The sequence below is a fragment of the Flagellimonas oceanensis genome, assembly GCF_003992595.1.
GTDB classification, from domain to species: Bacteria; Bacteroidota; Bacteroidia; order Flavobacteriales; family Flavobacteriaceae; genus Flagellimonas; species Flagellimonas oceanensis.
The window spans coordinates 111,945-135,294 of the sequence record NZ_RZNA01000003.1; the positions used below are offsets into that span (position 1 = coordinate 111,945).

At 43.3% G+C, this 23,350-nt stretch carries 24 protein-coding genes and 1 pseudogene; 16 read left to right on the forward strand and 9 right to left on the reverse strand.

What is annotated here, in order from left to right; genetic code table 11:
- The first annotated feature begins 66 nt into the window (after positions 1 to 66).
- From atpB to EO132_RS00605, 13 genes are all read left to right on the forward strand, one after another.
- A complete protein-coding gene (atpB, locus tag EO132_RS00545) occupies positions 67 to 1,206 on the forward strand; it encodes a F0F1 ATP synthase subunit A (protein WP_127136097.1) in 1,140 nt (379 codons plus the stop codon).
- A gap of 31 nt (positions 1,207 to 1,237) precedes the next feature.
- The gene (atpE, locus tag EO132_RS00550) at positions 1,238 to 1,429 is read left to right on the forward strand and encodes an ATP synthase F0 subunit C (protein ID WP_053970734.1); all 192 of its coding nucleotides are present in this window, start codon (positions 1,238 to 1,240) and stop codon (positions 1,427 to 1,429) included.
- A gap of 95 nt (positions 1,430 to 1,524) precedes the next feature.
- Positions 1,525 to 2,025 carry a F0F1 ATP synthase subunit B gene (locus tag EO132_RS00555; RefSeq protein ID WP_127136098.1) on the forward strand — a complete coding sequence of 167 codons (501 nt, stop codon included), beginning with the start codon at positions 1,525 to 1,527 and terminating at the stop codon, positions 2,023 to 2,025.
- 6 nt (positions 2,026 to 2,031) lie between these two features.
- Entirely contained in the window at positions 2,032 to 2,571 is a 540-nt protein-coding gene (atpH, locus tag EO132_RS00560; RefSeq protein ID WP_127136099.1) for an ATP synthase F1 subunit delta, read from the forward strand.
- Between the two features lie 2 nt (positions 2,572 to 2,573).
- On the forward strand, positions 2,574 to 4,154 hold the full coding sequence (gene atpA / locus EO132_RS00565) for a F0F1 ATP synthase subunit alpha (RefSeq protein WP_127136100.1): 1,581 nt from the start codon (positions 2,574 to 2,576) through the stop codon (positions 4,152 to 4,154).
- A gap of 100 nt (positions 4,155 to 4,254) precedes the next feature.
- A complete protein-coding gene (gene atpG, locus EO132_RS00570) occupies positions 4,255 to 5,115 on the forward strand; it encodes an ATP synthase F1 subunit gamma (RefSeq protein ID WP_127136101.1) in 861 nt (286 codons plus the stop codon).
- Between the two features lie 139 nt (positions 5,116 to 5,254).
- Complete coding sequence (locus EO132_RS00575) at positions 5,255 to 6,718, forward strand: lipopolysaccharide biosynthesis protein (RefSeq protein ID WP_127136102.1); 1,464 nt, start codon at positions 5,255 to 5,257, stop codon at positions 6,716 to 6,718.
- Positions 6,708 to 7,142, forward strand: coding sequence for a dUTP diphosphatase (gene dut / locus EO132_RS00580; protein ID WP_127136103.1), 435 nt, complete (start codon positions 6,708 to 6,710; stop codon positions 7,140 to 7,142). Before EO132_RS00575 ends, dut begins: the two co-directional genes overlap by 11 nt.
- An 82-nt stretch (positions 7,143 to 7,224) precedes the next feature.
- Entirely contained in the window at positions 7,225 to 8,241 is a 1,017-nt protein-coding gene (locus tag EO132_RS00585; protein WP_127136104.1) for a sugar phosphate nucleotidyltransferase, read from the forward strand.
- A gap of 44 nt (positions 8,242 to 8,285) precedes the next feature.
- Positions 8,286 to 9,203, forward strand: coding sequence for a tetratricopeptide repeat protein (locus EO132_RS00590; protein ID WP_127136105.1), 918 nt, complete (start codon positions 8,286 to 8,288; stop codon positions 9,201 to 9,203).
- On the forward strand, positions 9,203 to 9,982 hold the full coding sequence (lolB1, locus tag EO132_RS00595) for a lipoprotein insertase outer membrane protein LolB1 (RefSeq protein WP_127136106.1): 780 nt from the start codon (positions 9,203 to 9,205) through the stop codon (positions 9,980 to 9,982). Before EO132_RS00590 ends, lolB1 begins: the two co-directional genes overlap by 1 nt.
- A gap of 1 nt (position 9,983) precedes the next feature.
- Positions 9,984 to 11,210, forward strand: coding sequence for a murein hydrolase activator EnvC family protein (locus EO132_RS00600; protein WP_127136107.1), 1,227 nt, complete (start codon positions 9,984 to 9,986; stop codon positions 11,208 to 11,210).
- 4 nt (positions 11,211 to 11,214) lie between these two features.
- On the forward strand, positions 11,215 to 12,051 hold the full coding sequence (locus tag EO132_RS00605; protein WP_127136108.1) for an aldo/keto reductase: 837 nt from the start codon (positions 11,215 to 11,217) through the stop codon (positions 12,049 to 12,051).
- Between the two features lie 3 nt (positions 12,052 to 12,054).
- On the opposite strand, the gene EO132_RS00610 is transcribed toward EO132_RS00605, so the two are convergent.
- Both EO132_RS00610 and EO132_RS00615 read right to left on the reverse strand, forming a co-directional pair.
- Positions 12,055 to 12,567: an acyl-CoA thioesterase gene (locus EO132_RS00610; protein WP_127136109.1), complete on the reverse strand. Its 513-nt coding sequence runs from the start codon at positions 12,565 to 12,567 to the stop codon at positions 12,055 to 12,057.
- A gap of 58 nt (positions 12,568 to 12,625) precedes the next feature.
- Positions 12,626 to 13,570 (reverse strand): HU domain-containing protein, encoded by a 945-nt coding sequence (locus tag EO132_RS00615; protein WP_127136110.1) that lies wholly within the window; start codon positions 13,568 to 13,570, stop codon positions 12,626 to 12,628.
- Positions 13,571 to 13,675: 105 nt separating this feature from the next.
- On the opposite strand from EO132_RS00615, the pseudogene EO132_RS00620 reads away from it, so the two are divergent.
- Positions 13,676 to 14,783: pseudogene (locus EO132_RS00620) on the forward strand (DNA-processing protein DprA).
- A gap of 448 nt (positions 14,784 to 15,231) precedes the next feature.
- Here EO132_RS00620 and trpS read toward each other — a convergent pair.
- On the reverse strand, positions 15,232 to 16,200 hold the full coding sequence (trpS, locus tag EO132_RS00625) for a tryptophan--tRNA ligase (RefSeq protein WP_127136111.1): 969 nt from the start codon (positions 16,198 to 16,200) through the stop codon (positions 15,232 to 15,234).
- A 113-nt stretch (positions 16,201 to 16,313) separates the two neighbouring features.
- Here trpS and EO132_RS00630 point away from each other — a divergent pair, with 113 nt between their 5' ends.
- Positions 16,314 to 17,045, forward strand: a complete 732-nt coding sequence (locus EO132_RS00630) for a lysophospholipid acyltransferase family protein (protein ID WP_127136112.1) — start codon at positions 16,314 to 16,316, stop codon at positions 17,043 to 17,045.
- A gap of 16 nt (positions 17,046 to 17,061) precedes the next feature.
- Here the strand turns inward: EO132_RS00630 and EO132_RS00635 are convergent, their stop codons facing one another.
- The 6 genes from EO132_RS00635 to recA form a co-directional block, all read right to left on the reverse strand.
- Positions 17,062 to 17,880 carry a histidine kinase gene (locus tag EO132_RS00635; protein ID WP_127136113.1) on the reverse strand — a complete coding sequence of 273 codons (819 nt, stop codon included), beginning with the start codon at positions 17,878 to 17,880 and terminating at the stop codon, positions 17,062 to 17,064.
- A gap of 134 nt (positions 17,881 to 18,014) precedes the next feature.
- Positions 18,015 to 18,227, reverse strand: coding sequence for a hypothetical protein (locus EO132_RS00640; RefSeq protein WP_127136114.1), 213 nt, complete (start codon positions 18,225 to 18,227; stop codon positions 18,015 to 18,017).
- A gap of 146 nt (positions 18,228 to 18,373) precedes the next feature.
- Entirely contained in the window at positions 18,374 to 19,840 is a 1,467-nt protein-coding gene (locus EO132_RS00645; protein ID WP_127136115.1) for an outer membrane beta-barrel protein, read from the reverse strand.
- Positions 19,841 to 19,848: 8 nt separating this feature from the next.
- Complete coding sequence (locus tag EO132_RS00650; protein ID WP_127136116.1) at positions 19,849 to 20,379, reverse strand: RNA polymerase sigma factor; 531 nt, start codon at positions 20,377 to 20,379, stop codon at positions 19,849 to 19,851.
- A gap of 28 nt (positions 20,380 to 20,407) precedes the next feature.
- The gene (locus tag EO132_RS00655) at positions 20,408 to 20,848 is read right to left on the reverse strand and encodes a hypothetical protein (RefSeq protein WP_127136117.1); all 441 of its coding nucleotides are present in this window, start codon (positions 20,846 to 20,848) and stop codon (positions 20,408 to 20,410) included.
- 96 nt (positions 20,849 to 20,944) lie between these two features.
- A complete protein-coding gene (gene recA / locus EO132_RS00660; protein WP_127136118.1) occupies positions 20,945 to 21,952 on the reverse strand; it encodes a recombinase RecA in 1,008 nt (335 codons plus the stop codon).
- A gap of 273 nt (positions 21,953 to 22,225) precedes the next feature.
- Here recA and trhO point away from each other — a divergent pair, with 273 nt between their 5' ends.
- Positions 22,226 to 23,257 carry an oxygen-dependent tRNA uridine(34) hydroxylase TrhO gene (gene trhO / locus EO132_RS00665; RefSeq protein WP_127136119.1) on the forward strand — a complete coding sequence of 344 codons (1,032 nt, stop codon included), beginning with the start codon at positions 22,226 to 22,228 and terminating at the stop codon, positions 23,255 to 23,257.
- The last annotated feature ends 93 nt before the right edge of the window (positions 23,258 to 23,350 follow it).

A 23,350-nucleotide genomic window follows, 5' to 3' on the forward strand; every position in this document is an offset into this window, starting at 1 on the left:
AGCTTTTTTCTTTTGAATGGGGAATGTATTTTTGCACCAATTTTTGAGGACCCATAGTTGGATCATATGCGATATTCTTTTTTCAGTAAAAAACTAGTTGCCGTAATTTTTTTGATTGCGGGATTTGTATCGGCCCAAAACCATGAGGGAGAAGAAGTTGAAACCGGTGCCCACGATTTAAAGACCGAGATTAAGGAATACATCGACCATCACCTTTTGGATTCGCATGATTTCAATCTATATTCTTACACTACCGATGAAGGTGAGCACAAATATGTCGGGTTCCCACTTCCTGTGATTCTTTGGGACAATGGGTTGAAGGTTTTTCTTTCTTCGGAGTTCGAGCATGGAGAGGCGGTTGCTGAGGTGGATGGGAATCACTACGCACTTTACCACAACAAAATATATAAGACAGATGCGGAAGGCACCATCAATTTTGAGGGCCATCATGGAGATGAAACCCATACGGAAGATGCCTACGGAGAGGATTTGGTAGTGGATGATGCCCATCCTTCCAACGAAAAGCCTTTGGATTTGTCCATTACCAAAAACGTGGTCTTTATTATAGCCGTAGCGCTTTTAATGTTCTTGGTTTTCCGTTCCATGGCAAAAAGATATCAGAAGAGTACCATGCCTCGGGGTGTTGGTAGATTCTTGGAACCCTTGGTGCTATTTGTGCGTGATGAGATTGCCATTCCAAACATTGGTGAGCATAAATACAAAAAGTACATGAGCTACTTGTTGACCGTATTCTTTTTTGTGTGGATCATCAACCTTTTGGGCTTGACGCCACTTGGTGTCAACGTAACCAATAACATTGCCGTTACATTTGCCTTGGCAATGATCACATACCTTATTACAACTTTTACAGGGAACAAAAACTACTGGAAGCACATCTTTTGGATGCCTGGCGTGCCGGTTCCCATGAAAATTATATTGGCACCCATCGAATTGTTGGGAACGTTCATCAAACCATTCTCATTGATGATTCGTTTGTACGCCAACATTACTGCGGGTCACGTAGTGTTGATGAGTATTATCGGGTTGATGTTCATATTTAAAAACTGGATAGGAAGCCCATTGTCCTTCTTGTTGGCATTTGCACTTTCATTGTTGGAATTGTTGGTGGCCGCATTGCAGGCATATATTTTTACCATGTTGTCCGCCCTATATTTTGGTATGGCGGTAGAAGAAGATCATCATTAATTAGAACGTTTAATATTTAAATTCATATATCATGACAATTCCAAACATCGTAGGAGCTGGTTTGATCGTAATCGGAGCAGGATTGGGCATCGGTAGAATCGGTGGTCAAGCAATGGAGGCCATTGCTCGTCAACCTGAAGCTTCTGGTAAGATCCAAACAGCAATGTTGATTGCAGCAGCCCTTATTGAAGGTATCGGTTTCGCCGCTCTTTTTGCAGCGTAAGGACCGTAAAAACATTGATGAAGGCCATAGCGGTTGGCTATGGCCCTTCATTGATTTAAAGTGATAGAGTTTAAAGAATTTATATTTTAAGATAAATGGAAAAGTTATTAGAGGAATTTTCCTTAGGGTTGTTTGTCTGGCAGTTGGTTCTTTTTGTGGGCCTACTGTTGTTGCTGAGAAAATACGCATGGAAGCCCATTCTTGGCGCGGTAGAAAAACGTGAAGAAGGCATAAAAGACGCTCTTGACGCTGCAGAAGCCGCCAAGAAAGAAATGCAGAACGTGACTGCAGATAGCGAAAAGCTGTTGAGGGAGGCCAAAGTGGAAAGAGATGCCTTGTTAAAGGAAGCGAGAGAAATCAAAGAAAGCATTATCTCTGAAGCAAAGGAGCAAGCTCAGGTGGAAGGCGATAAAATGATCAAGCAGGCCCAAGCAACCATAGAAAGCGAAAAGAAAGCTGCTGTTGCCGATATTAAGGCACAAGTAGCTAACCTATCCGTGGAGATTGCCGAAAAGGTGATCAAAGAGGAATTGTCCGACAAAGGCAAACAGCAAAAGTTGGTCGAGGACATGTTGGGCGATATTAAACTGAACTAAGGGAACATGAACCAAAACAGGGCAGCCATACGCTACGCAAAAGCAACCTTGGATTTCGCAGTCGAAAAGAAAGCGGCAGATGCCGTGGAAAAGGACATGCGGGAGATAGCTGCGACCATTTCCGAGAACGTGGAGCTTCAAAATATGTTGGAGAGCCCGATCATCAAATCAGAGGTAAAGAAGAACAGTCTGTTGGAAATCTTCAAGGGTGCCAACGAAATCACTAAAGGTCTTCTTCAAACCTTGATCGGCAACAAGCGAATTGCCATGTTGCAGGAAGTGGCCTATAAATACATCATCCTTCATGAAAAATTGAAGGGCGAGGAAGTAGCTTACGTAACCACTGCCGTCCCATTGACTTCCGATTTGGAGAAGAAAATTTTGGAAACGGTGACCAAGGCAACCGGAAACAAGGTTACCTTGGAAAATAAAATCGATGAGAGCATCATCGGAGGATTTGTGCTACGGGTGGGAGATACCCAATACGATGCCAGCATCGCAAACAAATTGAACGGATTAAAAAGAGAATTTACAAATAGTCTATAAAAATGGCAGGAGTAAAAGCCGCTGAGGTATCAGCAATTTTGAAAAAACAGTTATCAGGTTACGAAGCATCCGCTTCTTTGGATGAAGTAGGTACCGTATTACAAGTAGGTGATGGTATTGCCCGTGTATATGGACTTTCCAATGCCCAGTATGGGGAGTTGGTGGAGTTCGAGGGTGGTATGCAAGGTATCGTTCTTAACTTGGAGGAAGACAACGTAGGTGTTGTATTGTTGGGCCCATCACAAGAGATTGTGGAAGGTGCTACTGTGAAAAGAACCGAGCGTATTGCTTCCATCAATGTTGGTGAGGGAATTGTTGGCCGTGTGGTGGACACCTTGGGTAAACCAATCGATGGTAAAGGACCTATTGCCGGCGAAACCTACGAGATGCCCTTGGAACGCAAGGCTCCTGGTGTAATTTTTAGACAGCCCGTTGACGAACCCATGCAGACAGGTATCAAGGCGATTGATGCCATGATTCCGGTGGGGCGTGGACAAAGGGAGTTGGTGATCGGTGATAAGCAAACAGGTAAGACCACCGTTTGTATCGATACCATCCTTAACCAAAAAGAATTTTACGATGCCGGGGAACCTGTGCATTGTATCTATGTTGCCATAGGTCAGAAAGCATCCACAGTGGCTGCTATTGCCAAGACTTTGGAGGAAAAAGGAGCATTGGCCTATACGACCATTGTTGCCGCCAACGCTTCCGACCCTGCTCCAATGCAGGTATATGCTCCATTCGCTGGTGCAGCTATCGGGGAGTTCTTCAGGGATACAGGGCGCCCAGCCTTGATCATCTATGATGACTTGTCAAAACAAGCGGTTGCTTACCGTGAGGTTTCCTTGCTTTTGAGAAGACCTCCGGGACGTGAAGCATACCCTGGTGACGTTTTCTTCTTGCACTCAAGATTGTTGGAGCGTGCCGCTAAGGTTATCAGTGATGATGATATCGCAAAGACCATGAACGACCTTCCAGAATCATTGAAACCAATGGTGAAAGGTGGTGGTTCGTTGACAGCACTTCCAATTATCGAAACACAGGCAGGTGACGTTTCCGCATATATCCCGACCAACGTAATCTCCATTACGGATGGTCAGATATTCTTGGAACAAGATTTGTTCAACCAAGGGGTTCGTCCTGCGATCAATGTGGGTATCTCCGTATCTCGTGTGGGTGGTTCCGCGCAGATCAAGTCGATGAAGAAAGTGGCAGGTACCTTGAAACTTGACCAGGCCCAGTTCCGTGAATTGGAAGCCTTTGCCAAGTTCGGTTCCGATTTGGATGCCGCTACCTTGAACGTGATCGAAAAAGGACGTAGAAACGTGGAGATCTTGAAACAAGGTCAGAACGATCCATTTACCGTGGAAGATCAGGTGGCCATCATCTTTGCAGGTTCCAAGAACCTGTTGAGGGACGTTCCTGTGGACAAGGTAAAGGAGTTTGAAAAAGATTACTTGGAGTTCTTGAACGCCAAGCACAGAGATGTTTTGGATACGCTTAAAGCCGGTAAATTGACCGATGAGGTTACTGAAACTTTGACTGCTGTTTGCAAGGACCTTTCAAGCAAGTACAAAGCATAACAATTGTCATTTCTGAAGGGCCCTGAGCGTAGTCGAAGGGCACTGCAGGAATCCATAACCAAAAAGATTCCGCATCAATTGCGGAATGACAAAGTAGAATATGGCGAATCTAAAGGAAATACGTAACAGGATATCATCCATCTCATCAACGATGCAGATTACCAGTGCCATGAAAATGGTTTCTGCTGCAAAGTTGAAAAAGGCCCAGGATGCTATCACGGCGATGCGTCCGTATTCCGATAAACTGACCGAGCTCCTACAAGGGCTTAGTGCCAGTTTGGAAGGAGACGGTGGAAGCGAGTACGCCGACAAGAGACCCGTAAACAAAGTTTTGGTGGTTGCCATTACTTCCAACAGAGGTCTTTGTGGTGGATTCAACTCCAACATCATCAAGCAGAGCAACAATCTGGTGTCCAATACCTATCCGGGTAAACAAGTTGACTTTTATACCATTGGTAAAAAAGGAAATGACATCCTCAGGAAAAGGCATACCATTTTGGGTGACCAAAGTAAGGTGTACGATGATTTGACCTTTGAGCATGTTGCCGAGATTGCGGAACTTTTGATGCGTTTGTTCACCAAAGGCGATTACGATAAAATCGAATTGGTGTACAACAAGTTCAAGAACGCCGCTACGCAGATCGTAATGACAGAGCAGTTCTTGCCCATTGTTGGAGCAGAAGGGGATGAAGCGATTGCTGCGGATTACATTTTTGAACCATCCAAAGTGGAAATAGTAAAAGAATTGATACCTAAATCCTTGAAGACACAGTTGTTCAAGGCCATCAGGGATTCCTTTGCCAGTGAGCACGGTGCCCGTATGACTGCGATGCACAAGGCGACCGATAATGCCGCGGAACTTAGGGATGAATTAAAATTGACCTATAACAAAGCACGTCAGGCAGCGATTACCAACGAAATCCTGGAAATTGTTGGTGGAGCGGAAGCGTTGAACAATTAAGATCATATACTTTTATAATAACAAAAGGCCACCACATCGGTGGCCTTTTTGTTTTTCTTAGGGCAAGAAGGTTTAGCTACTAATGGCTTTTGCGTAACTTGTGGGCACCTAATCAAGGTTTTTAAAGAAGCAACACCTATTGAACCCACTTAAGAGGCTTTTTAAACAAACGTTTATCTACGGTTTGGCCACGGTATTGCCAAGAGTGCTCTCTTTTCTATTGGTGCCGTTGTACACCTCCGTAATGAATCCTGAAACCTATGGTGAGATTTCAGTGATCTTCTCGTGGTTTGCCATTTTTAATGTGGTGCTCGCTTACGGTATGGAAACGGCTTTTTTCCGATTTTTCAATAAGCACGCGACTAAAGAGCATGTAATTTCAACTTCTTTGCTGTCATTGTTACTGTCTTCCTTGATATTCTTTGTAGCGGCACTGATGTTCAAAGAGACGTTTGCTTCGCTCATTGATGTCAAAGAGTCATTGATCATCTACATCATCCTGATTCTGGTTTTGGATGCACTGGCCATTGTTCCCTTTGCTTGGCTCAGGGCAAAGGAGCGACCGCTTCGGTATTCCATTGTAAAAGTGACCAGTGTGGCCATCAATTTACTGCTGAACATTTTCTTCTTGACCCTGTTGCCAAAAATGGCCGAAAACGGACAGCCATTCTGGTCGGAAATCTATAAAGAGGACTTTCAGATTGAATATGTCTTTATCGCCAATGTCATTTCCAGCGGCGTGGCCTTTTTGTGGATCAGCGGCATCTATTTTGATACCAAATACAAGTTCGACAAGCAATTGTGGAGGGAAATGCTCAAATATTCCTTGCCCATTATGATAGCTGGACTTGCATTTACGGTCAACGAAGTATTCGACCGTATCCTTCTGGATAGGTTATTGCCCGAAGACATAGCCAAGGCGGAAATCGGAAAATATTCAGCCTGCTATAAGTTGGCGGTATTCATGACGCTATTCGGCACGGCCTTCCGATTAGGGGTGGAACCGTTCTTTTTCAGTCATGCAAACACTGAAAACCCGAAAAAGGCCTATGCACAGATTACCAACTATTTTGTGATTATGGGCAGTCTTATCTTCTTGGGCGTCATGGTGTTTATCGACCCCTTGAAAAAATTATTGGTCCGCGACGAAGCATTTTGGGAAGCCTTGGATGTGGTTCCCATCATACTTTTGGCCAGCTTCTGTTTGGGCATCTACCACAATCTGTCCGTCTGGTACAAGGTAACCGACCGAACAAAGTTTGGCGCTTATATTTCATCTGTAGGAGCCATCATCACACTGGTCATAAACATAAGCCTGATTCCAAAAATCGGTTATATGGCATCGGCCCTGGCCACCTTGGCCGCCTATGGTAGCATGATGTTGTTGTCCTATCATTTTGGGAAGAAATATTATCCCGTGCCCTACAATATGCGGAAGATTGTGTTTTATCTATCCGTATCGTTTGTGTTTTCGGTACTTTCGTTCTATGTTTTTAATAGAAATTTAATAGCCGGCAGCCTACTGTTTTTGTTATTTTTGGGGCTAGTGTACAAGATGGAAGGAGATAAATTAAAAAGCATATTTATAAAGCGTGAAGATTAAGATCATCAACAAATCGGGCCATAAGTTGCCACATTACGAAACACTTGCCTCAGCAGGGATGGATCTAAGGGCGGATTTGGAATCTCCCATAACACTGAAACCCTTGGAGAGGGCCATTGTCCCAACGGGACTGTTCATGGAGCTTCCCGTGGGTTATGAGGCACAGGTTCGTCCACGAAGCGGATTGGCCGCCAAAAAGGGAATTACCGTGCTAAATGCGCCGGGCACCATTGATGCCGATTACCGAGGAAACGTCGGAGTGATCTTGGTCAATCTTTCCAATGAGGATTTTACCGTAGAAAATGGTGAGCGCATTGCCCAAATGGTCATCGCCAAACACGAACGTGCCGAATGGGAAGAGGTGGAAACCCTTTCAAGCACCGATCGGGGCGAAGGCGGATTCGGAAGTACGGGCACTAAATGATGAATAATGTCAGGTCGAGCGCAGTCGAGACCAACTGAATAAGTATAACCTATAAAAGATACCCGCCTGCGCGGGCATGTGTATGAAAATAATCGTTCCAATGGCGGGAAGGGGATCCCGTTTAAGACCACACACATTAACCATTCCCAAACCATTGATTCCTGTTGCGGGAAAACCTATCGTACACCGATTGGTCAGCGATATCGCCAAAGTCTTGGGTGAACCTATTGACGAAGTTGCTTTTATTTTGGGCGACCCGGCATTTTTTGGAGATGATGTGGTGGAGAGCCTCATGGAGCTGGCCGATGAACTAGGGGCCAAAGGCTCTATTTACAGGCAAGACAAACCACTGGGAACGGGTCATGCCATTATGAGTGCCAAGGAATCCTTGAGCGGACCTGCTGTGATCGCTTATGCCGATACCTTAATACGTGCTGACTTTGATTTGGATAAATCAGCAGACAGCGTTATTTGGGTAAAGCAGGTAGAGCGTCCAGAAGCTTACGGGGTGGTCCAGTTGAACAATGACAAAGAAATCATCGAATTGGTGGAAAAGCCGCAGGAATATGTCTCAGACTTGGCCGTAATCGGTATTTATTACTTCAAGGACGTTGGGGTGCTCAAAAATGAACTGCAGCACGTACTGGATAACGACATCAAACACGGTGGCGAATACCAAATCAACGATGGCATCAAGCGGATGATGGAGAAGGGCATGAAATTTGTTCCGGGAAAAGTGGACGAATGGATGGACTGCGGCAACAAAAATGTGACCGTAGAGACGAATCAGCGTATGTTGGGCTTCTTGGAAAAAGAAGGAGAGCAAATGATTTCCGATTCCGTAAAGCAGGAAAATGCCAATATCGTTGAGCCCTGTTTTATTGGTGAAAATGTGGTCCTAAAAAATACAACGGTCGGACCTTATGTGTCCGTTGGGGCGAATACCGTTTTGGAAAACTCAACGGTAAAGAACAGTCTGATCCAGAGCAATAGCAAAATCAGCAATGCCAATCTGGATAATGCCATGATCGGCAACCATGTAGTGTACAATGGTAATTTTGAGACCATTAGTATTGGAGATTATTCCGTTTTGGAATAACTTTAGAATGGATTTTTAGTTGGATGGGGACTTAGGGTGTTATTATGAAAAAGAAACTTCTTCTTGGTATGGTTTTGGGAGCATCATTTATGATGCTTTACGGCACCTATGCCCAAGAAGAACAAGAAGGTGCCGATGTCTACCTTGAAGAATATACCGATGAGTTTCAAGAAAACTTCTTTGAAGCCCTAAAGCAAAAGGGCATCCAGAACTACGATAGGGCCGTGGATTTGTTCCTAAAATGCAAGCAACTGGAACCCAACAACAGCGTGGTTGACTACGAACTGGCCAAAGCCTACATGCTGGACAAAAAATATGTACAGGCCCAAGACTATGCCATTGAAGCCTTGCTGTCGGAACCAACCGATTATTGGTATTTGGATAATTTATTGACCATTCTGGATAAACAAGGAAGTCCCATAGAGACTATTAAACAACGCATACCCTACGACAACAAGAAGTTACAGCAGAACATGGCCGTTTCCCTTTTTAAAATGAAAAAGTACCGGGAAGCTTCACAGGTGCTGGATGATTTGGAGAACTCAACATTGAAATCGGAATTGAACCGTAAGATAAAAGATTCCCTCCAAAAGGATTTGCAGCCGATAGAAACACCAATCGTTCAACAAGAAACAGATTTGGATGACCCACTGGCTCCATTGAAAGCTCAGATGGAGCAATTGATTGCGGATGCTGACTTTAAAAAACTGTTGAGCGATGCCCAAGAAGCATTGGGTTCGTATCCGTTGCAGCCGTATTTTTATTATGCCTACGGAACGGCTTTGAACAATACCGGAAATCCGAACAAGGGCATTGAGGTTTTGGAAAGCGGACTCGACTATCTTTTGGATGATGAAGGATTAAGGAACAAAATCTACAAGCAGCTATCCGAAGGGTATTCCAAAATGGGCAATACCCAAAAAGCAAACGAATATTTGAACAAGATCAATTCAGGATTATAATGAACCTATATAAAAACATATCTAAAATAGCCGCGGTTACGGTGTTTCTTTATACACTCGGAGCTTGTAAAAGTACCAAGTCGATTACGGGTGGAGAGGTTAACTCCCGACTGTCCGCAAAGAACATCATCAATGCACATTATTCCAATCAGCCCAAATTTAAAACCTTGAGAGGCCGGGTTAAAATCGATTACGTGAATGGAGACGATTCGCAAGGTGTGAACGTTAGCTTCCGTATGGAGAAGGACAAGGTCATTTGGATGAGCGCCCCCCTCGGTGTGGTTAAAGTCCATATTACACCGAACAAGGTATCGTTTTACAACAAACTCCAAAACGAGTATTTTGATGGAGACTTCAGTTATTTGAGCGATTTATTGGGTACCGAACTGGATTTTGAAAAGGTGCAGAACCTGTTGTTGGGCAACGCGGTGTTGGACTTAAGAAAGGAAAAATTCAATTCGGAGGTGTACAATGGCACCTACCAATTAAAGCCGAAAAAGGCGAGGCAGCTCTTCAAGATTTTGTTTCAGTTGGAGCCTAAAAACTTTAAAATAGCGACCCAAGAGATTTCACAGCCTGAAAACGCCAGACAGTTGATGGCTAAATATACCTATCAGGATATTTCTGGTAATGTACTCCCCGAGGATGTAAAGATCATTGCCGAAGAGGCAGGCGATTTAACCACCATAGATTTGAGTTTTCGTAACTTAGAGTTGAACAAACCCATGAACTTTCCCTATAAAGTGCCCAAGGGATATGATAAAATTACATTAAAGTAATATGAAAGGTAAAATTTCATATTGTATTTACTGTCTGATAGTTATATTTTTTACTTCAGTGGGTTCTTATGCCCAAACAAGTGAGCAAAAGGTGCTCGAGGCCAAAAGGGAACGGCTTCAAGAAGAAATCAAGGAAATCAATAGATTGCTCTTCGCTGAACGTAAGGAAAAGGGAACGGTTTTGGACCAAATGGAGGCCTTGGACAACAAAATCAATGTTCGTCAAGAGCTTATTCGGGTGACCAATCAACAATCCAATTTGCTTAACAGGCAAATCAACGTCAATATCAGAAATATAAGTAAGCTTCGGGAAGATTTAAAAATATTGAAAGAGGATTATGCGGAATTGATTCAAAAAACCTATCAGAACAAATCACAAAGTAACCGGTTGATGTTCTTGCTTTCTGCCGAAAACTTTTATCAGGCATACAAACGATTGCAATATATGCAGCAATACGCAAAGCATCGGAAAAAGCAGGGGGAAGGAATCGTCCAGAAAACGGAAGAGCTCAAGACCTTGAATCAGGATTTGGTGCGTCAACGAAAGGAAAAGGACCAGCTCATTGCCGAAAATCAAAAGGCCAAAGCGGAACTGTCCAAGGAAATCGAATCCCAAAGAAGCCTTTTGACAAGCATAAAACAAAATGAGGCGAAATACACCGCTGCGATTGCCGAAAAGCAAAAGGAGGCCCGTAAGATCGATCGTGAGATAGAACGAATGATCAAAAGTGCCATTGCCAGTTCCAATAAAAGCTCTGGAAAATCTACCAATAGTGCCACCTTTGCCATGACGCCTGAAACCAGATTGTTGGCCGATAACTTTACTTCCAACAAAGGAAGGTTGATTTGGCCCGTGGAAAAAGGTGTCAAAAGCCAAGGGTACGGTGTCTATGCGGATAAATTGTACCCAGGAATCAAGCACCGGAACAATGGAGTTACCATTACCACGGATGCAGGGAGCAAGGCAAGGGCCATTTTCGAGGGCGAGGTCATCGCCATACTTTCGGTTCCCGGCGGAAACAAAGGGGTGCAAATAAAGCACGGAAACTACATCAGTACCTACTATAACCTTTCCAATCTGTACGTGAAAAAGGGGGATAAAGTAGCTGCCAAAGAAGTGTTGGGAGACATAAATACCAATCGGTTGGACGGCACTACCAAATTGAAGTTCTATCTTTATAAGGACTCCAATCGCTTGAACCCCGAAGATTGGATCTATCAATTGTAACACTATGAAGAAAATAACAGATTTACAAGGCTCCTTTGAACTGCACAATGGGGTCCAGATGCCCTATTTTGGATTGGGTGTATATCAATCCGAGGATGGAAGGGAAGTGATCAACGCGGTAAAAGCGGCATTGAACCATGGTTACCGCCATATCGATACTGCTGCCATATATCATAATGAGGAAGGCGTTGGCACAGGAATCCGTGAAAGCAATGTCGACCGAAAGGACGTTTTTTTAACGAGCAAGGTCTGGAACAATGACCAAGGATACGATGCTACCCTGAAAGCATTTGATGCCAGTTTGGACCGTTTGGGAACCGATTATCTGGATTTGTACCTCGTACATTGGCCAAAAGGCGAAATTTCCAAGGACACCTGGAAGGCACTTGAAAGGTTATATCAAGAGAAACGGGTACGTGCCATTGGCGTGAGCAATTTTCTACAGCATCATTTGGAGGACTTATTGACCTCTGCCGAGATTGTGCCGATGGTCAATCAAATGGAGTTCCACCCGTATTTGGTACAACAGGATTTGATAGATTTCTGTAACTCAAAAGGGATTCAATACGAAGCTTGGTCTCCGTTGATGCAGGGGAATATCTTCGATCTCGATATCATGAAGGATTTAGCCTCGAAATACAACAAGACGATTGCCCAAATCGTATTGCGATGGGACCTTCAAAAAGGCGTGGTCACCATTCCGAAATCATCTAAAGAAAAACGTATCATCGCCAATTCCGACCTTTTCGATTTTGAACTATCAGAAGAGGATGTACAACTGCTCGATGGACTGGAAAAGGGCAAACGATTTGGCCCGGACCCGGATAATTTTGCTTTTTAAGAGTTAAGAAGTAAAAAGCGCCTTTAGTTCGGTGGCATCCGCGGGCTTCATTTTACCCGCAAGTACCAAACTCAACTGTTTTCTTCGAAGCGCTGCGGCATAGCGCTCTTTTTCCAGATCGGTTTCAGGTTCCAATGGCGGTACTTCCGTAGGTTTTCCGGTATCATCCACCGCAACAAAGGTATAAATGGCCTCGTTGGCCTTGGTACGCTCACCTGTAAAACGGTCCTCGATCCAAACATCGATAAAAATCTCCATAGAGGTTTTAAAAGCTCTGGAAACCGATGCTTCCACTGTTACCACGCTACCCAACGGAACAGCTCTGTTAAAAGCTACGTGGTTCACCGAAGCGGTCACAGTGATACGTCGGCTGTGCCTACGGGCCGAAATACTGGCAGCCCGGTCCATACGGGCCAAGAGTTCCCCACCAAAAAGGTTGTTGAGGGGGTTGGTTTCGCTGGGCAATACCAAATCGGTCATTACCGTGCGGGATTCACTGGGAGTTTTAGCGCGCATACCATAAATTTTGCGCAAAGATATTGAAGTGTGGAATGGTTTTTAAAGGAAAGCGGGATTATTTCTCTGAAAGCATCCAAGCATCCCTGGAATCCTCAGCTTTTACCTTTCTTAAAAAGACAAGAGCTTCTTTTGGGTCGTCAAAGCTATCGTAGGCCACTTGATGCAGCCCATATTTGTTTACACCCAAATAAAAAGCATTGTAGCCCTTTTGTTTAAGCTGGTCCACCTTTTTGTCCGCATTCTGCTCTTCACGGAAGGCACCGGCAATAATATGGTGTTTGCCCAATTGCTTTTTGGTCACTTTAATATTGATGGCAGGAAGTTCCAATGGAGCACTTTCAAAAAAAGTAGCTTCTTGAATCAAACGGGACACTTCTTGTTGGGCATCTTGTTGAGCGGCCACTTCTTTTTGTTGAAGGTCGCCGTAAGTACGATATGAAGTCACACCCAAAGACACCGCCAATAAAAACACGGCAGCATACTTTAACCAAGGTCTAAAGGAAGTTTGTTCTCTTTTTTCAGGAGTGATGATGAACGGAATGCGTTCTTCCAATTCTTCTACTTCTTCTTTGATGACCTCACGTTGAATAGGAGTAGCTGCAAATGTGGACAGTCCAAAAGAAGAAGTCAAAAAGTTGACTGTGTCCTCTGGCTGAAACTGAATGCGTTGTTCGCTGTTGTGCCACAATTTTCCAATGCCAAAAAGCTCAATGCTTTCTCCTTTTGCCAACTTATTGTTCCAATGCTGGGCAATGTTTTCCACCTCCTGGAGCATATCCTCATATCCCAAATTCTTTTCTTTGGAAATATGGGAGACCAACAGGCCATCATTCTTGGAAAGTTGGGCATTGAAGGAAATGGCTTTGCTTGGCGGCACCAACGTATTGGTGGCCAAATCAATTTCTGCGGATTTACCATGGGCCAAAAAAGCGCCAAAACCTGGTACCACGACACAGTTGTAATCGAACAACAATTTTTCTATGTATGAATCTATCCGCATAGCCACAAATATTGTAAAAAAAGGGACAGCACAAAATATGCTGGATAACTTTTTATTAACATTTGAAAATCTGTATTTTGTGGACAACTTTGACGCCCAAATCAAATGACTGAACCTGAAATTATTGCGGCTCTACGGTTGCAGAACATTCCCAATATCGGGGATGTTACGGCAAAAAATTAATTGCCCATTGTGGAAGTCCATCGGCCATTTTCGAGGACAAATTGCACCATCTTTTAAAAATAGATGGGATTGGCAAAATGACCCTGAAAGGTCTTTTTGATGCTACCCACTTGGAAGAAGCCCCAAAGGAGTTCGAATTTCTGTCCCAGGAAAAGGTTGCTATCTCATATTTTATGGACGATGATTATCCTGCCCGTTTAAAGCATTGCGTGGATGGCCCGATTTTGCTGTTCCAACGGGGATACATCGATTTGAAGAACCAAAAAAATCATCAGTGTGGTGGGTACTCGGAATGTGACCAACTATGGTTCTTCTTTCTGTTACCAATTTTATTGAGGAATTTGCGCCCTTGAACCCTTTCATTGTTAGTGGTTTGGCCCACGGGGTGGATATTGCCGTCCAAAAAGCGGCAATCGACCATGGATTGCAGACCATTGCCTGTATGGCGCACTGTCTCAATCAAATTTATCCGAAGGTACATGCCAAATACCAATCCAAAATGGAGCTAAACGGTGGCTTTCTGACCGAGTTTTGGAACAGTAGTCAGCCCAACCGTGAAAATTTTCTAAAACGCAATCGTATCATCACTGGCATAAGTGAAGCGACCGTTGTCATTGAATCAGCCGAAAAAGGAGGCAGTTTGGTCACGGCGGATATTGCGCACGGCTATCACAGGGGTGTGTTTGCGGTTCCGGGCAGGGCTGCCGATGAGTGGAGCAAAGGATGTAATGACCTTATCAAATATCAAAAAGCACACTTATTGACTTCTACAGCCGAGCTGATTTACCTCTTGGGTTGGGAAATTGAAGAGGAAAAGCAGGAAAAAACGGTGCAAAAGCAGTTGTTCATCGAGTTGGATGAAACAGAACAGTCAATCTACACGTACGTACAGTTAAACGGCAAACAATTACTGGACACCGTGGCTTTGGAGTGCAATATGCCCATTTTTAAAGTTTCGTCCACTTTATTGAACATGGAAATGAAAGGTGCAATCCGACCATTGCCCGGTAAACTGTTCGAAGCGATGTAGTTTCTGAGCTTCAGCTGGCGGATAGCAGTCGGAAGTAGGTCGTTGAGCGTATTCAAAAAGACAGTCGTCGGTTGTTCAGCAGAGAGTAAAGGGTTGTTAAGGTGTCATTCTGAGTTTGTCGAAGTTAGGGTTGGATTTTTCGGTAGCTCGGTTGTTGGATGGTAAAACCACGATTCTTTTGAAAGAAGCGTTTTTTCGGCTCAAAAATAGAATCAAGGTCTGCCGATGACCTGAAAAAACAGCACAATGAACGGACTCGAACAACTTAAAATAACAGCTCATCGATACAAATCTCAACAGAACAGTCACTCTGTTTTTTGGCGCAGTTCAACGGGAAGTTGCCACAAAAAATCGAGGCTTTGCCATGATTAAGGCTAAAAGCTATGCTTGAGTGGATTTCAAACTATTGAAAAAGAACAGCATGTTATATCCAAAGCACGATGAAAGGTTAATAGCCCAACTTTTCACGAACCCTAGCCAGCACCTCATCGGCAACTTTACGTGCTTTTTCGGCGCCAAAAGCCAAAGCTTCGTCCACTTCGTTTTTGTGGTTCATGTAGTATTCAAACTTTTCACGCGGCTCTTCAAACTTTTCATTGATGAGCTCGTACAAGGCCTGTTTGGCGTGCCCATATCCATAGTTTCCTGCTAAATAGTTAGCGCTCATTTCCTCTATCTGCTCCGCGGAAGCCAATAATTTGTACAAAGCAAATACATTGTCCTTGCTAGGGTCCTTGGGTTCTTCCATGGGTGTACTGTCCGTAACAATTCCCATGATCTGCTTGCGCAATTTCTTATCTGTTTGGAACAGATTGATGAGATTGCCGCGGCTTTTGCTCATTTTTTCGCCATCGGTTCCGGGAACGTACATGGTTTGTTCGTGTACCTTGGCTTCGGGCATTACAAAGGTTTCCCCCATTTGGTTATGGAACCGGGAGGCCACATCGCGTGTCATTTCCAAATGCTGTAGCTGATCCTTCCCTACGGGAACGATGTCCGCATCATACAGCAAAATATCGGCCGCCATCAGCATGGGATAGGTAAACAAACCGGCATTTACATCCTCCAACCTATCGGCCTTATCCTTAAAAGAGTGGGCCAACGTCAATCGCTGATAGGGGAAAAAGCAGCTGAGGTACCAGGCCAATTCAGCCGTTTGTGGGATATCGCTCTGTCTGTAAAAAACCGTTTTTTCAATATTCAGTCCAAAGGCCAACCATGCAGCGGCTATGGCGTAGGTATTGTTCCGTAGCAGCTCCCCGTCTTTGATCTGGGTAAGCGAGTGCATATCGGCAATAAACAGAAAGGAATCGTTTTTGGGGTCTTCGGCCATTTCAATGGCCGGTGCAATTGCTCCCAAAATGTTTCCCAAATGTGGTGTTCCTGTGCTTTGTATTCCGGTCAGAATTCGGGCCATGCTTAATTTTTGCCCGTAAAAGTAAGCAACCCGTACTTATAAAAAAAGTGGCAGCTTGTCTAAAAACCAAGTACTTTTTAAGCTGAAATTTGGAAATACTTTACTTTTGGAAGATGCTTGGAGTAATCAAAAATGCGGGCCATTTGTTGTATAGGGTTTGGTTCTATATTTTGGTTACTGTTCCCATTCTCTTGTTTTTTCCGTTTTTGCTTCTACTAACACTTTCCGAAAAGACCTATCCCCAATTTTTTTGGTTGGCCCGAAATCTATGGGCTCGTCCCATTTTATACGGAATGGGCTGTTTTCCTAAAATAATTCGAGAGCAGCGAATGTTGAAGGGCAAAAGCTATATGTTAGTGGCCAATCACACCAGCATGTTGGACATTATGTTAATGCTACATTTAAGCAGAAACCCCTTTGTGTTTGTGGGTAAAAAGGAACTGGTTAATATTCCCATTTTTGGATTTTTTTACAAGCGGGTGTGCATCATGGTGGACAGGGACAGTGTTAGAAGCCGAACTGGTGTTTACAGGCGTGCCCAGAGAAGGTTGGATCAAGGCTTGAGCATTTGTATTTTTCCTGAAGGTGGCGTACCCGAAGAGGATGTGGTGCTGGACAAGTTCAAGGATGGGGCCTTTAAAATGGCGATTGCCCATAAAATTCCTGTGGTTCCGATAACTTTTTTGGATAATAAAAAGCGCTTTTCCTTCACTTTTTATAGTGGTGGCCCTGGAAGAATACGTGCCATTGTGCATTCTTTTTTTGAAACAGGAATTTTAAGCGCTTCGGATACCTCTACGCTAAGAGAAGAGGTCAGGGACGTAATTTTGAAAGATTTAATTTGACTTCGAGAGATTTTTTCTAGGCTAGGTTGGGAAGCTCTATGATAATACTTTTTGCGTGGGTTCTTTTGTCAAAAGCACTGGAAGTATTGTGCTGGATTCCGTAGTTTTCAACAGTGTTGAGCAATTCCACTTGGTCTTCCCACTTCGTGATTTCTTTGCGATACTCATTTTTTGGAGCGCTGTTTTGCTCTTTGCTCTTACAATGATACTGTATTTGTAACACCACTTTTTTTACAGTTGTGGTTATGTCAATATTAAAGTGTTGATTGACCACTTTGTTGATATTGGACTGCTCCACCAAATTTTCGAAGACAAGAAGAATAACGAACGAAGGGATTATGGTTTCTTTGAGGTCGCCACTTTTCTTTTCTATGGAAATGGAGTATTCAAAAGAATCATCGTACCGCAATTTTTGAAGTTCCAAGTACCAGTGAAGCATATCTATTTCGTTATTAAGCGAAACAGTGTCTTTCCCCAATTGCTTCAGATAGAAGCGGACCAGCCTACTGAAAGTGGAAAAATAATCCAAGGCCAGTTTGGTGTTCTGAGTGGTTATAAAATATTGGATCCCATTCAAGGAATTGAACACAAAATGGGGATTGAGCTGTGAGTTCAGCGTTTTTAGTTTCAGTTCCAACATTTCCTCCTTTAGTTGGAAAAGTTTGTCCTGTTTTTCAATGAGTTCTGCATTATCCCTAACGCTTTTTATTTTTATGGCGCAAATGGAAGCAATAGCAGAAAGCATTTTAAGACGGCGGTCGGTAAAAAATCCTTTTTCGGGATGCTCACAATCAATTACACCGTAAAGTTCGTCCTCGTAGACTATGGGACACAAATTTCGGAAAGCCTATTGTCATCATCCAATGATATATCTGGGGTCTATTGATGTATCCATTACCAATTCTGGCTCTTTTGTCTTTGCCACACTCCCGGTTATTCCGTCTCCGATGGAAATGGTCACAGGGTAGTTTAGCTTAAAGTCTCTTGGATTTTTGGTCCATAGGCCGCTTTCTGGACCAACACTTGCTTAGGTTGGTCCACCAGATAAATGACACAATCGACAAATCCCGATTTGGAGATGTAATTTTTAGCTAAGTCCCATAGGATGTCTTCTCCATTTTCCTTTCCCATAAGCGATTTGGAAAAGTAAATGAGGATGTCCTTAAATTGTAGAAGTTTCACAGTATCAATAAGTTGTTCAGTATTCAAGTCCTGAAAGTAAGAAAAATATGTGAATGTTATATGGAGATGAAAAAAGCGCCCCATTTTAATAGAGCGCTCAATTGATTGCTTAAAGGAGCAATCTTCCTAACCAACGTCTTAAAACCTTAGAATTTAAAGCTGAATCCGCTATAGACCCCAATGGAATAAGGTCTAAAATTACCCGACACATTGGAGAACGTATTCAGTTGATATTTAAACACGGGTTCTACATTGAATCTGATTTTTGGACTGAATTGATAATTGAGCCCCATTCCAAAGTTTGCACTAAAATTCAATGAGTTGATATTGTTCGCTTCGCCCATTTCGGTTACGAGTTGATTTGATTCCAACAAGACCGAATTGTCCACAAGGAAGAGTGAGCTCAGCCCGCCAATGAGGTCGACACCGAATTTTTTGTCCAAAACCGCGTAGTTTACTTCGAGGGGAACCTCAATGTAGCCGAGTTGTTGAACCATTTTACCATCCAGAGTGGGCGCATCGTTCAGAGCAACCTCTTTGGAATCGAAAGCAGCTTGGTTTTTGGGACTTTCCTTGCTTTGAACCACAATGGATTCCGAGTTTGGACTATAGTCGATGTTTGCCAATTTATCAGTTGCAGCTGCTCTAAGGGTGGGGGAGAACAGTACATCATTGGTGCTGTACCCATAATTTACCCTATGCACCCCTGAACGGATTTTTACTTTTTTGCCCGCTTCGTAAGCTACGGTAAGGCCGTAACTTAGATTAAGTTTCCCGGATTTTGAATTGGAGGAAAAGTCGGGACCAATAGGAGAGCCGTCCCCGGAAGCATCAAAATATACAGGAGCCACGGATGGGCCAACCGACCATTTGCCTGATTTGTTATCGGCAATGGCTTCCTCTAGTTCATTTTGTTCTTCTATCGCATCATAGATGGACTGCTTTTCAACATCATCTTTTTCGTCTGTATGTTCCGCAACTTGATCATCATTCATTTTTGATGATATGATTGATTGATTTTGAGCAGGTGTCGTCTCATCAGGATTCACTACAACGGCATTGTTGCTTACCGCATTTTCATTAGCGGATGAAAGTGTTTGCGAATTGTTTGAACGATTGCTTTCAACCTGTGCCATCTCAGTTGATGAACCATCTCTGTTTGAACTGGAAGCAGCATTTTCAGCAACCGTTGATGCATTCTTGCTGCTAAGGTTGTTTCCTGTAGTCTGATGATCAGTAGCTTTTGTGTTTTCTTCATTGGACGTGTTTGCCAATCCCTCTTCCTGTATTTTTGAAGAGATTTCGGAATCATTAACATCTTGGTTATCCCTTTCTTCCAATTTGTTTGACGCTTCGCGAACTGCACTGTTTTCCGTATCCGTGATGATTTGTTCTTCCACGGGTTGCTCAGCAAATGGATTGATGACCATCAGCAATAGCACCAAAGCAGCGGCGGCACCCCCAAGGCTCCACCAAATGGGTATGGCCCGCTTTTTTTGTTTCTTCTTGTCCAAAGAGGCTTCAATGGAATTCCAGACTTTTTCGTCCGGAACTTCCTGAAAGTCCTGAAAGCTTTCTTTGAACAATTGCTCTAAATTCTTTTTCCCCATCATTGATCTATTTAAGCAATGTTGATTTTGGCTTTTTCTATTTTATCCCTCAAAATGGCCTTGGCCCTTGCCAAATTGGATTTTGAGGTTCCAGTGGATGTCCCCAACATATCACTGATTTCCTTATGACTGTAGCCGTCCAATACATATAAGTTGAAGGTCAACCTATATTTATGCGGCAGTTCTTGAATGTATCCCAAAAGGGTGGATAAACTAATGTCCACATCTTCGGTGTCCACCTCAATCTCATCTTCGGTATTTTCTGAAATAACGTTGAGGTGTTGGTCTTTTCTATATTTCTGAAGTACGGTGTTAACCGTTATCCTTTTGATCCAACCTTCAAAAGATCCTTTGAAGCTGAATTGATCGACCTTGTCGAATATGGTCATAAAACTGTCGTGCAGATTATCTTCCGCCTCGGTTTTGTTCCGGGAATACTTGAGACACATACCGAAAAGAATACCGGAATATCTCCGGTATAGCTCAGCCTGCGCCTGTCGGTTTCCCTTCTGACAGTTATGTATCAATTCATCAAGATCCAAATGTTGGTCAATTTTGGATTGTTGCTATTTAATTTGTCGGTGTTTCCGTTACCAACGGAACCGTGTATTCCAAGTAAGTGGCATTGTCATCGGCATCGTTCCCTGCGTAAAACCTAAAAGTATAATCATCCTTGTAGATTACTTTAAACCTTAGGTTGGCCACAACCTCCTCTACCGCTTCGGTACATGCTCGGTCTTCATCCGTTAGAACCGAACCTATTACCACAACATCTCGTCCCGTCTCCGCCGTGTCCGTTACATCAAACCCTTCAAAAAAGGTACAGTTGTTAGGGCGTAGGTAGGTTACCTCAATATCGTAGGTTTCCCCGTATTCAAAAGATTCAGGCATATCGACCTCGACCGTGGTCAGGGCGGTAAAGTAAAAATTTGGGGAATCATCGTCCACCTCACAAGAAGTGAACCATGAGCATGCCACAATCAAAATAAAGGGCATTAGCACTTTTTTCATAATAATCCTTTTATTCCCTAGATGTGCAGTATACACAAGGGTTGCGTAGAATCATCACAACTAAAAGTTAATCTCCCGAAAAAATCGATAAAAGGGTTATTCGCTTACCGCGGCGATGGCTTCTTTGATCTTGCCCTCCAATTCTTCGGCAAGTTCAGGGTTATCCATCAACAATGATTTTACGGCATCCCGTCCTTGGCCTAATTTAGTGTCGCCATAACTGAACCATGACCCACTTTTCTTGACGATTTCGTAGGCAACGCCCAAATCAAGGATTTCCCCGATTTTTGAGATTCCCTCACCGTACATGATATCGAACTCTGCGGTTTTAAACGGAGGCGCAACCTTGTTTTTTACCACCTTTACCCGTGTCTTGTTCCCTTGTACATCGCCATGGGTATCTTTGATCTGCGTCGATCTTCTGATATCCAATCGAACGGATGCGTAGAACTTTAGGGCATTACCCCCAGTAGTGGTTTCCGGGTTACCGAACATAACCCCGATTTTCTCCCTCAATTGGTTAATGAAGATTACGGTACACTTTGTTTTGCTTATCGTGGAAGTCAATTTTCTTAAGGCTTGAGACATCAATCTGGCATGCAGTCCCATTTTGGAATCCCCCATTTCCCCCTCGATTTCACTTTTGGGTGTCAAGGCTGCAACGGAATCCACAATTACGATATCGATTGCTCCGGAGCGAATCAGGTTGTCGGCAATTTCCAGGGCCTGCTCCCCGTGATCGGGCTGAGAAATGATCAAATTGTCGATATCCACGCCCAGTTTTTTGGCATAGAAACGGTCAAAGGCATGTTCCGCATCGATAAAAGCGGCAATACCGCCGGCTTTTTGAGCTTCGGCAATGGCGTGCAGGGTCAATGTGGTTTTACCGGAAGATTCAGGACCGTAAATTTCTACCACCCTTCCCTTGGGATAGCCTCCTACGCCCAAAGCAATATCCAATCCCAATGAGCCGGAAGGAATAATCTCTACATCTTCAACAACACTGTCGCCCATCTTCATGACGGCCCCTTTTCCATAGGTTTTGTCCAACTTGTCCAACGTAAGTTTAAGGGCCTTTAATTTTGCTTCTTTCTCTTTGCTCATGGTAAAAAATTGTTAGGAAGGCTAAAATACCATTTCTTTCCACATGAAAAAAAGGGCACGCAACCTTTTTAATAACAATACATCTTAGTTGTACTAACTCATCTATATAGAGCTGTTTAAAGCTCGGAATTGCTACGAGGGAGAAAATAATAGCTATGAAAAAGAATAGTGGATCAAGGGGCCATTAACAGGCCCTTTTGATTTACTCTGCCTTTAATTTCTATCTTTGCACCACATTTTTAAGAACCATTCTTTAACTTAATCGGGTATAGCATGCAACTGTACAACACATTGAGTGCAAAAGAAAGGGAAGCACTTATCGAGGAGGCCGGTAAAGATCGGCTTACCATCTCTTTCTATAAATATACACATATAGGTAATCCTCAAATTTTGAGGAACCATCTCTTCTTGACTTGGGATGGCATGGAGGTCCTAGGCCGTATTTACGTCGCCCACGAAGGCATTAACGCTCAACTTTCGGTTCCTGCGGACAACTTCAAGGTTTTTAAGGAGCATTTGGATAGCATTTCTTTTTTGGAGAATGTGCGATTGAACATTGCCATTGAGCAGGACAATAAATCATTTTTAAAACTCAAAGTGAAGGTCCGCAACAAAATTGTGGCCGATGGCCTGAATGATGCCACCTTTGATGTGACCAACAAAGGAATCCACGTAGGGGCAGAACAGTTTAATGAGCTTATTGAAGACGAGAACACCGTTTTAGTGGATATGCGAAACCACTACGAAAGTGAAATAGGCCATTTTAAAAATGCCGTAACTCCGGATGTTGATACGTTTCGTGACTCTCTCGATATTATTGAACAAGATTTGGCGGAGCATAAAGAAGATAAAAAGTTGGTCATGTACTGTACGGGAGGCATTCGTTGCGAAAAGGCCAGTGCATACTATAAACACAAAGGCTTTAAAAATGTATATCAGTTGGAAGGTGGCATTATTGAATACACCCGACAAGTGAGGGAAAAGCAATTGGAAAATAAATTCCTAGGCAAAAACTTTGTTTTTGACCATAGAAGGGGCGAACGCATTTCAGAGGAGGTGATAGCTCACTGCCATCAATGTGGCAAACCTTGCGACACCCATGTAAATTGTGCCAATGAAGCCTGCCATTTATTGTTTATTCAATGCGAGGAGTGCGCCGAAAAAATGAACAATTGCTGCTCTGTGGATTGTATGGAAATACATGCATTGCCCTACGAAGAACAAAAACGTTTGCGTAAAGGTAAAGGAGCCAGCAACAAAATATTCAAAAAAGGACGTTCCCCCGTGTTGAAATACAAGAAGTAGCATTTCACTACTGCAACAAATTGTACTATATTTACAACTAGTAATTTTTATGAACCCTATTGAGGTTGTTCAAACGGATAGGAAGAAATTTCA

Excerpts from the sequence above, each read along its gene's own strand:
- EO132_RS00605 (WP_127136108.1), top strand. The coding sequence starts at position 11,215 with ATGAAGAAAATAACAGATTTACAAGGCTCCTTTGAACTGCACAATGGG.
- trpS (WP_127136111.1), bottom strand. The coding sequence starts at position 16,200 with ATGGCCCGAATTCTGACCGGAATACAAAGCACAGGAACACCACATTTG.
- atpH (WP_127136099.1), top strand. The coding sequence starts at position 2,032 with ATGAACCAAAACAGGGCAGCCATACGCTACGCAAAAGCAACCTTGGAT.
- atpA (WP_127136100.1), top strand. The coding sequence starts at position 2,574 with ATGGCAGGAGTAAAAGCCGCTGAGGTATCAGCAATTTTGAAAAAACAG.
- atpB (WP_127136097.1), top strand. The coding sequence starts at position 67 with ATGCGATATTCTTTTTTCAGTAAAAAACTAGTTGCCGTAATTTTTTTG.
- EO132_RS00615 (WP_127136110.1), bottom strand. The coding sequence starts at position 13,570 with ATGCGGATAGATTCATACATAGAAAAATTGTTGTTCGATTACAACTGT.
- atpE (WP_053970734.1), top strand. The coding sequence starts at position 1,238 with ATGACAATTCCAAACATCGTAGGAGCTGGTTTGATCGTAATCGGAGCA.
- EO132_RS00610 (WP_127136109.1), bottom strand. The coding sequence starts at position 12,567 with ATGCGCGCTAAAACTCCCAGTGAATCCCGCACGGTAATGACCGATTTG.
- EO132_RS00585 (WP_127136104.1), top strand. The coding sequence starts at position 7,225 with ATGAAAATAATCGTTCCAATGGCGGGAAGGGGATCCCGTTTAAGACCA.
- recA (WP_127136118.1), bottom strand. The coding sequence starts at position 21,952 with ATGAGCAAAGAGAAAGAAGCAAAATTAAAGGCCCTTAAACTTACGTTG.
- EO132_RS00600 (WP_127136107.1), top strand. The coding sequence starts at position 9,984 with ATGAAAGGTAAAATTTCATATTGTATTTACTGTCTGATAGTTATATTT.
- EO132_RS00630 (WP_127136112.1), top strand. The coding sequence starts at position 16,314 with ATGCTTGGAGTAATCAAAAATGCGGGCCATTTGTTGTATAGGGTTTGG.
- EO132_RS00655 (WP_127136117.1), bottom strand. The coding sequence starts at position 20,848 with ATGAAAAAAGTGCTAATGCCCTTTATTTTGATTGTGGCATGCTCATGG.
- lolB1 (WP_127136106.1), top strand. The coding sequence starts at position 9,203 with ATGAACCTATATAAAAACATATCTAAAATAGCCGCGGTTACGGTGTTT.
- EO132_RS00555 (WP_127136098.1), top strand. The coding sequence starts at position 1,525 with ATGGAAAAGTTATTAGAGGAATTTTCCTTAGGGTTGTTTGTCTGGCAG.
- EO132_RS00645 (WP_127136115.1), bottom strand. The coding sequence starts at position 19,840 with ATGATGGGGAAAAAGAATTTAGAGCAATTGTTCAAAGAAAGCTTTCAG.
- EO132_RS00590 (WP_127136105.1), top strand. The coding sequence starts at position 8,286 with ATGAAAAAGAAACTTCTTCTTGGTATGGTTTTGGGAGCATCATTTATG.
- atpG (WP_127136101.1), top strand. The coding sequence starts at position 4,255 with ATGGCGAATCTAAAGGAAATACGTAACAGGATATCATCCATCTCATCA.
- trhO (WP_127136119.1), top strand. The coding sequence starts at position 22,226 with ATGCAACTGTACAACACATTGAGTGCAAAAGAAAGGGAAGCACTTATC.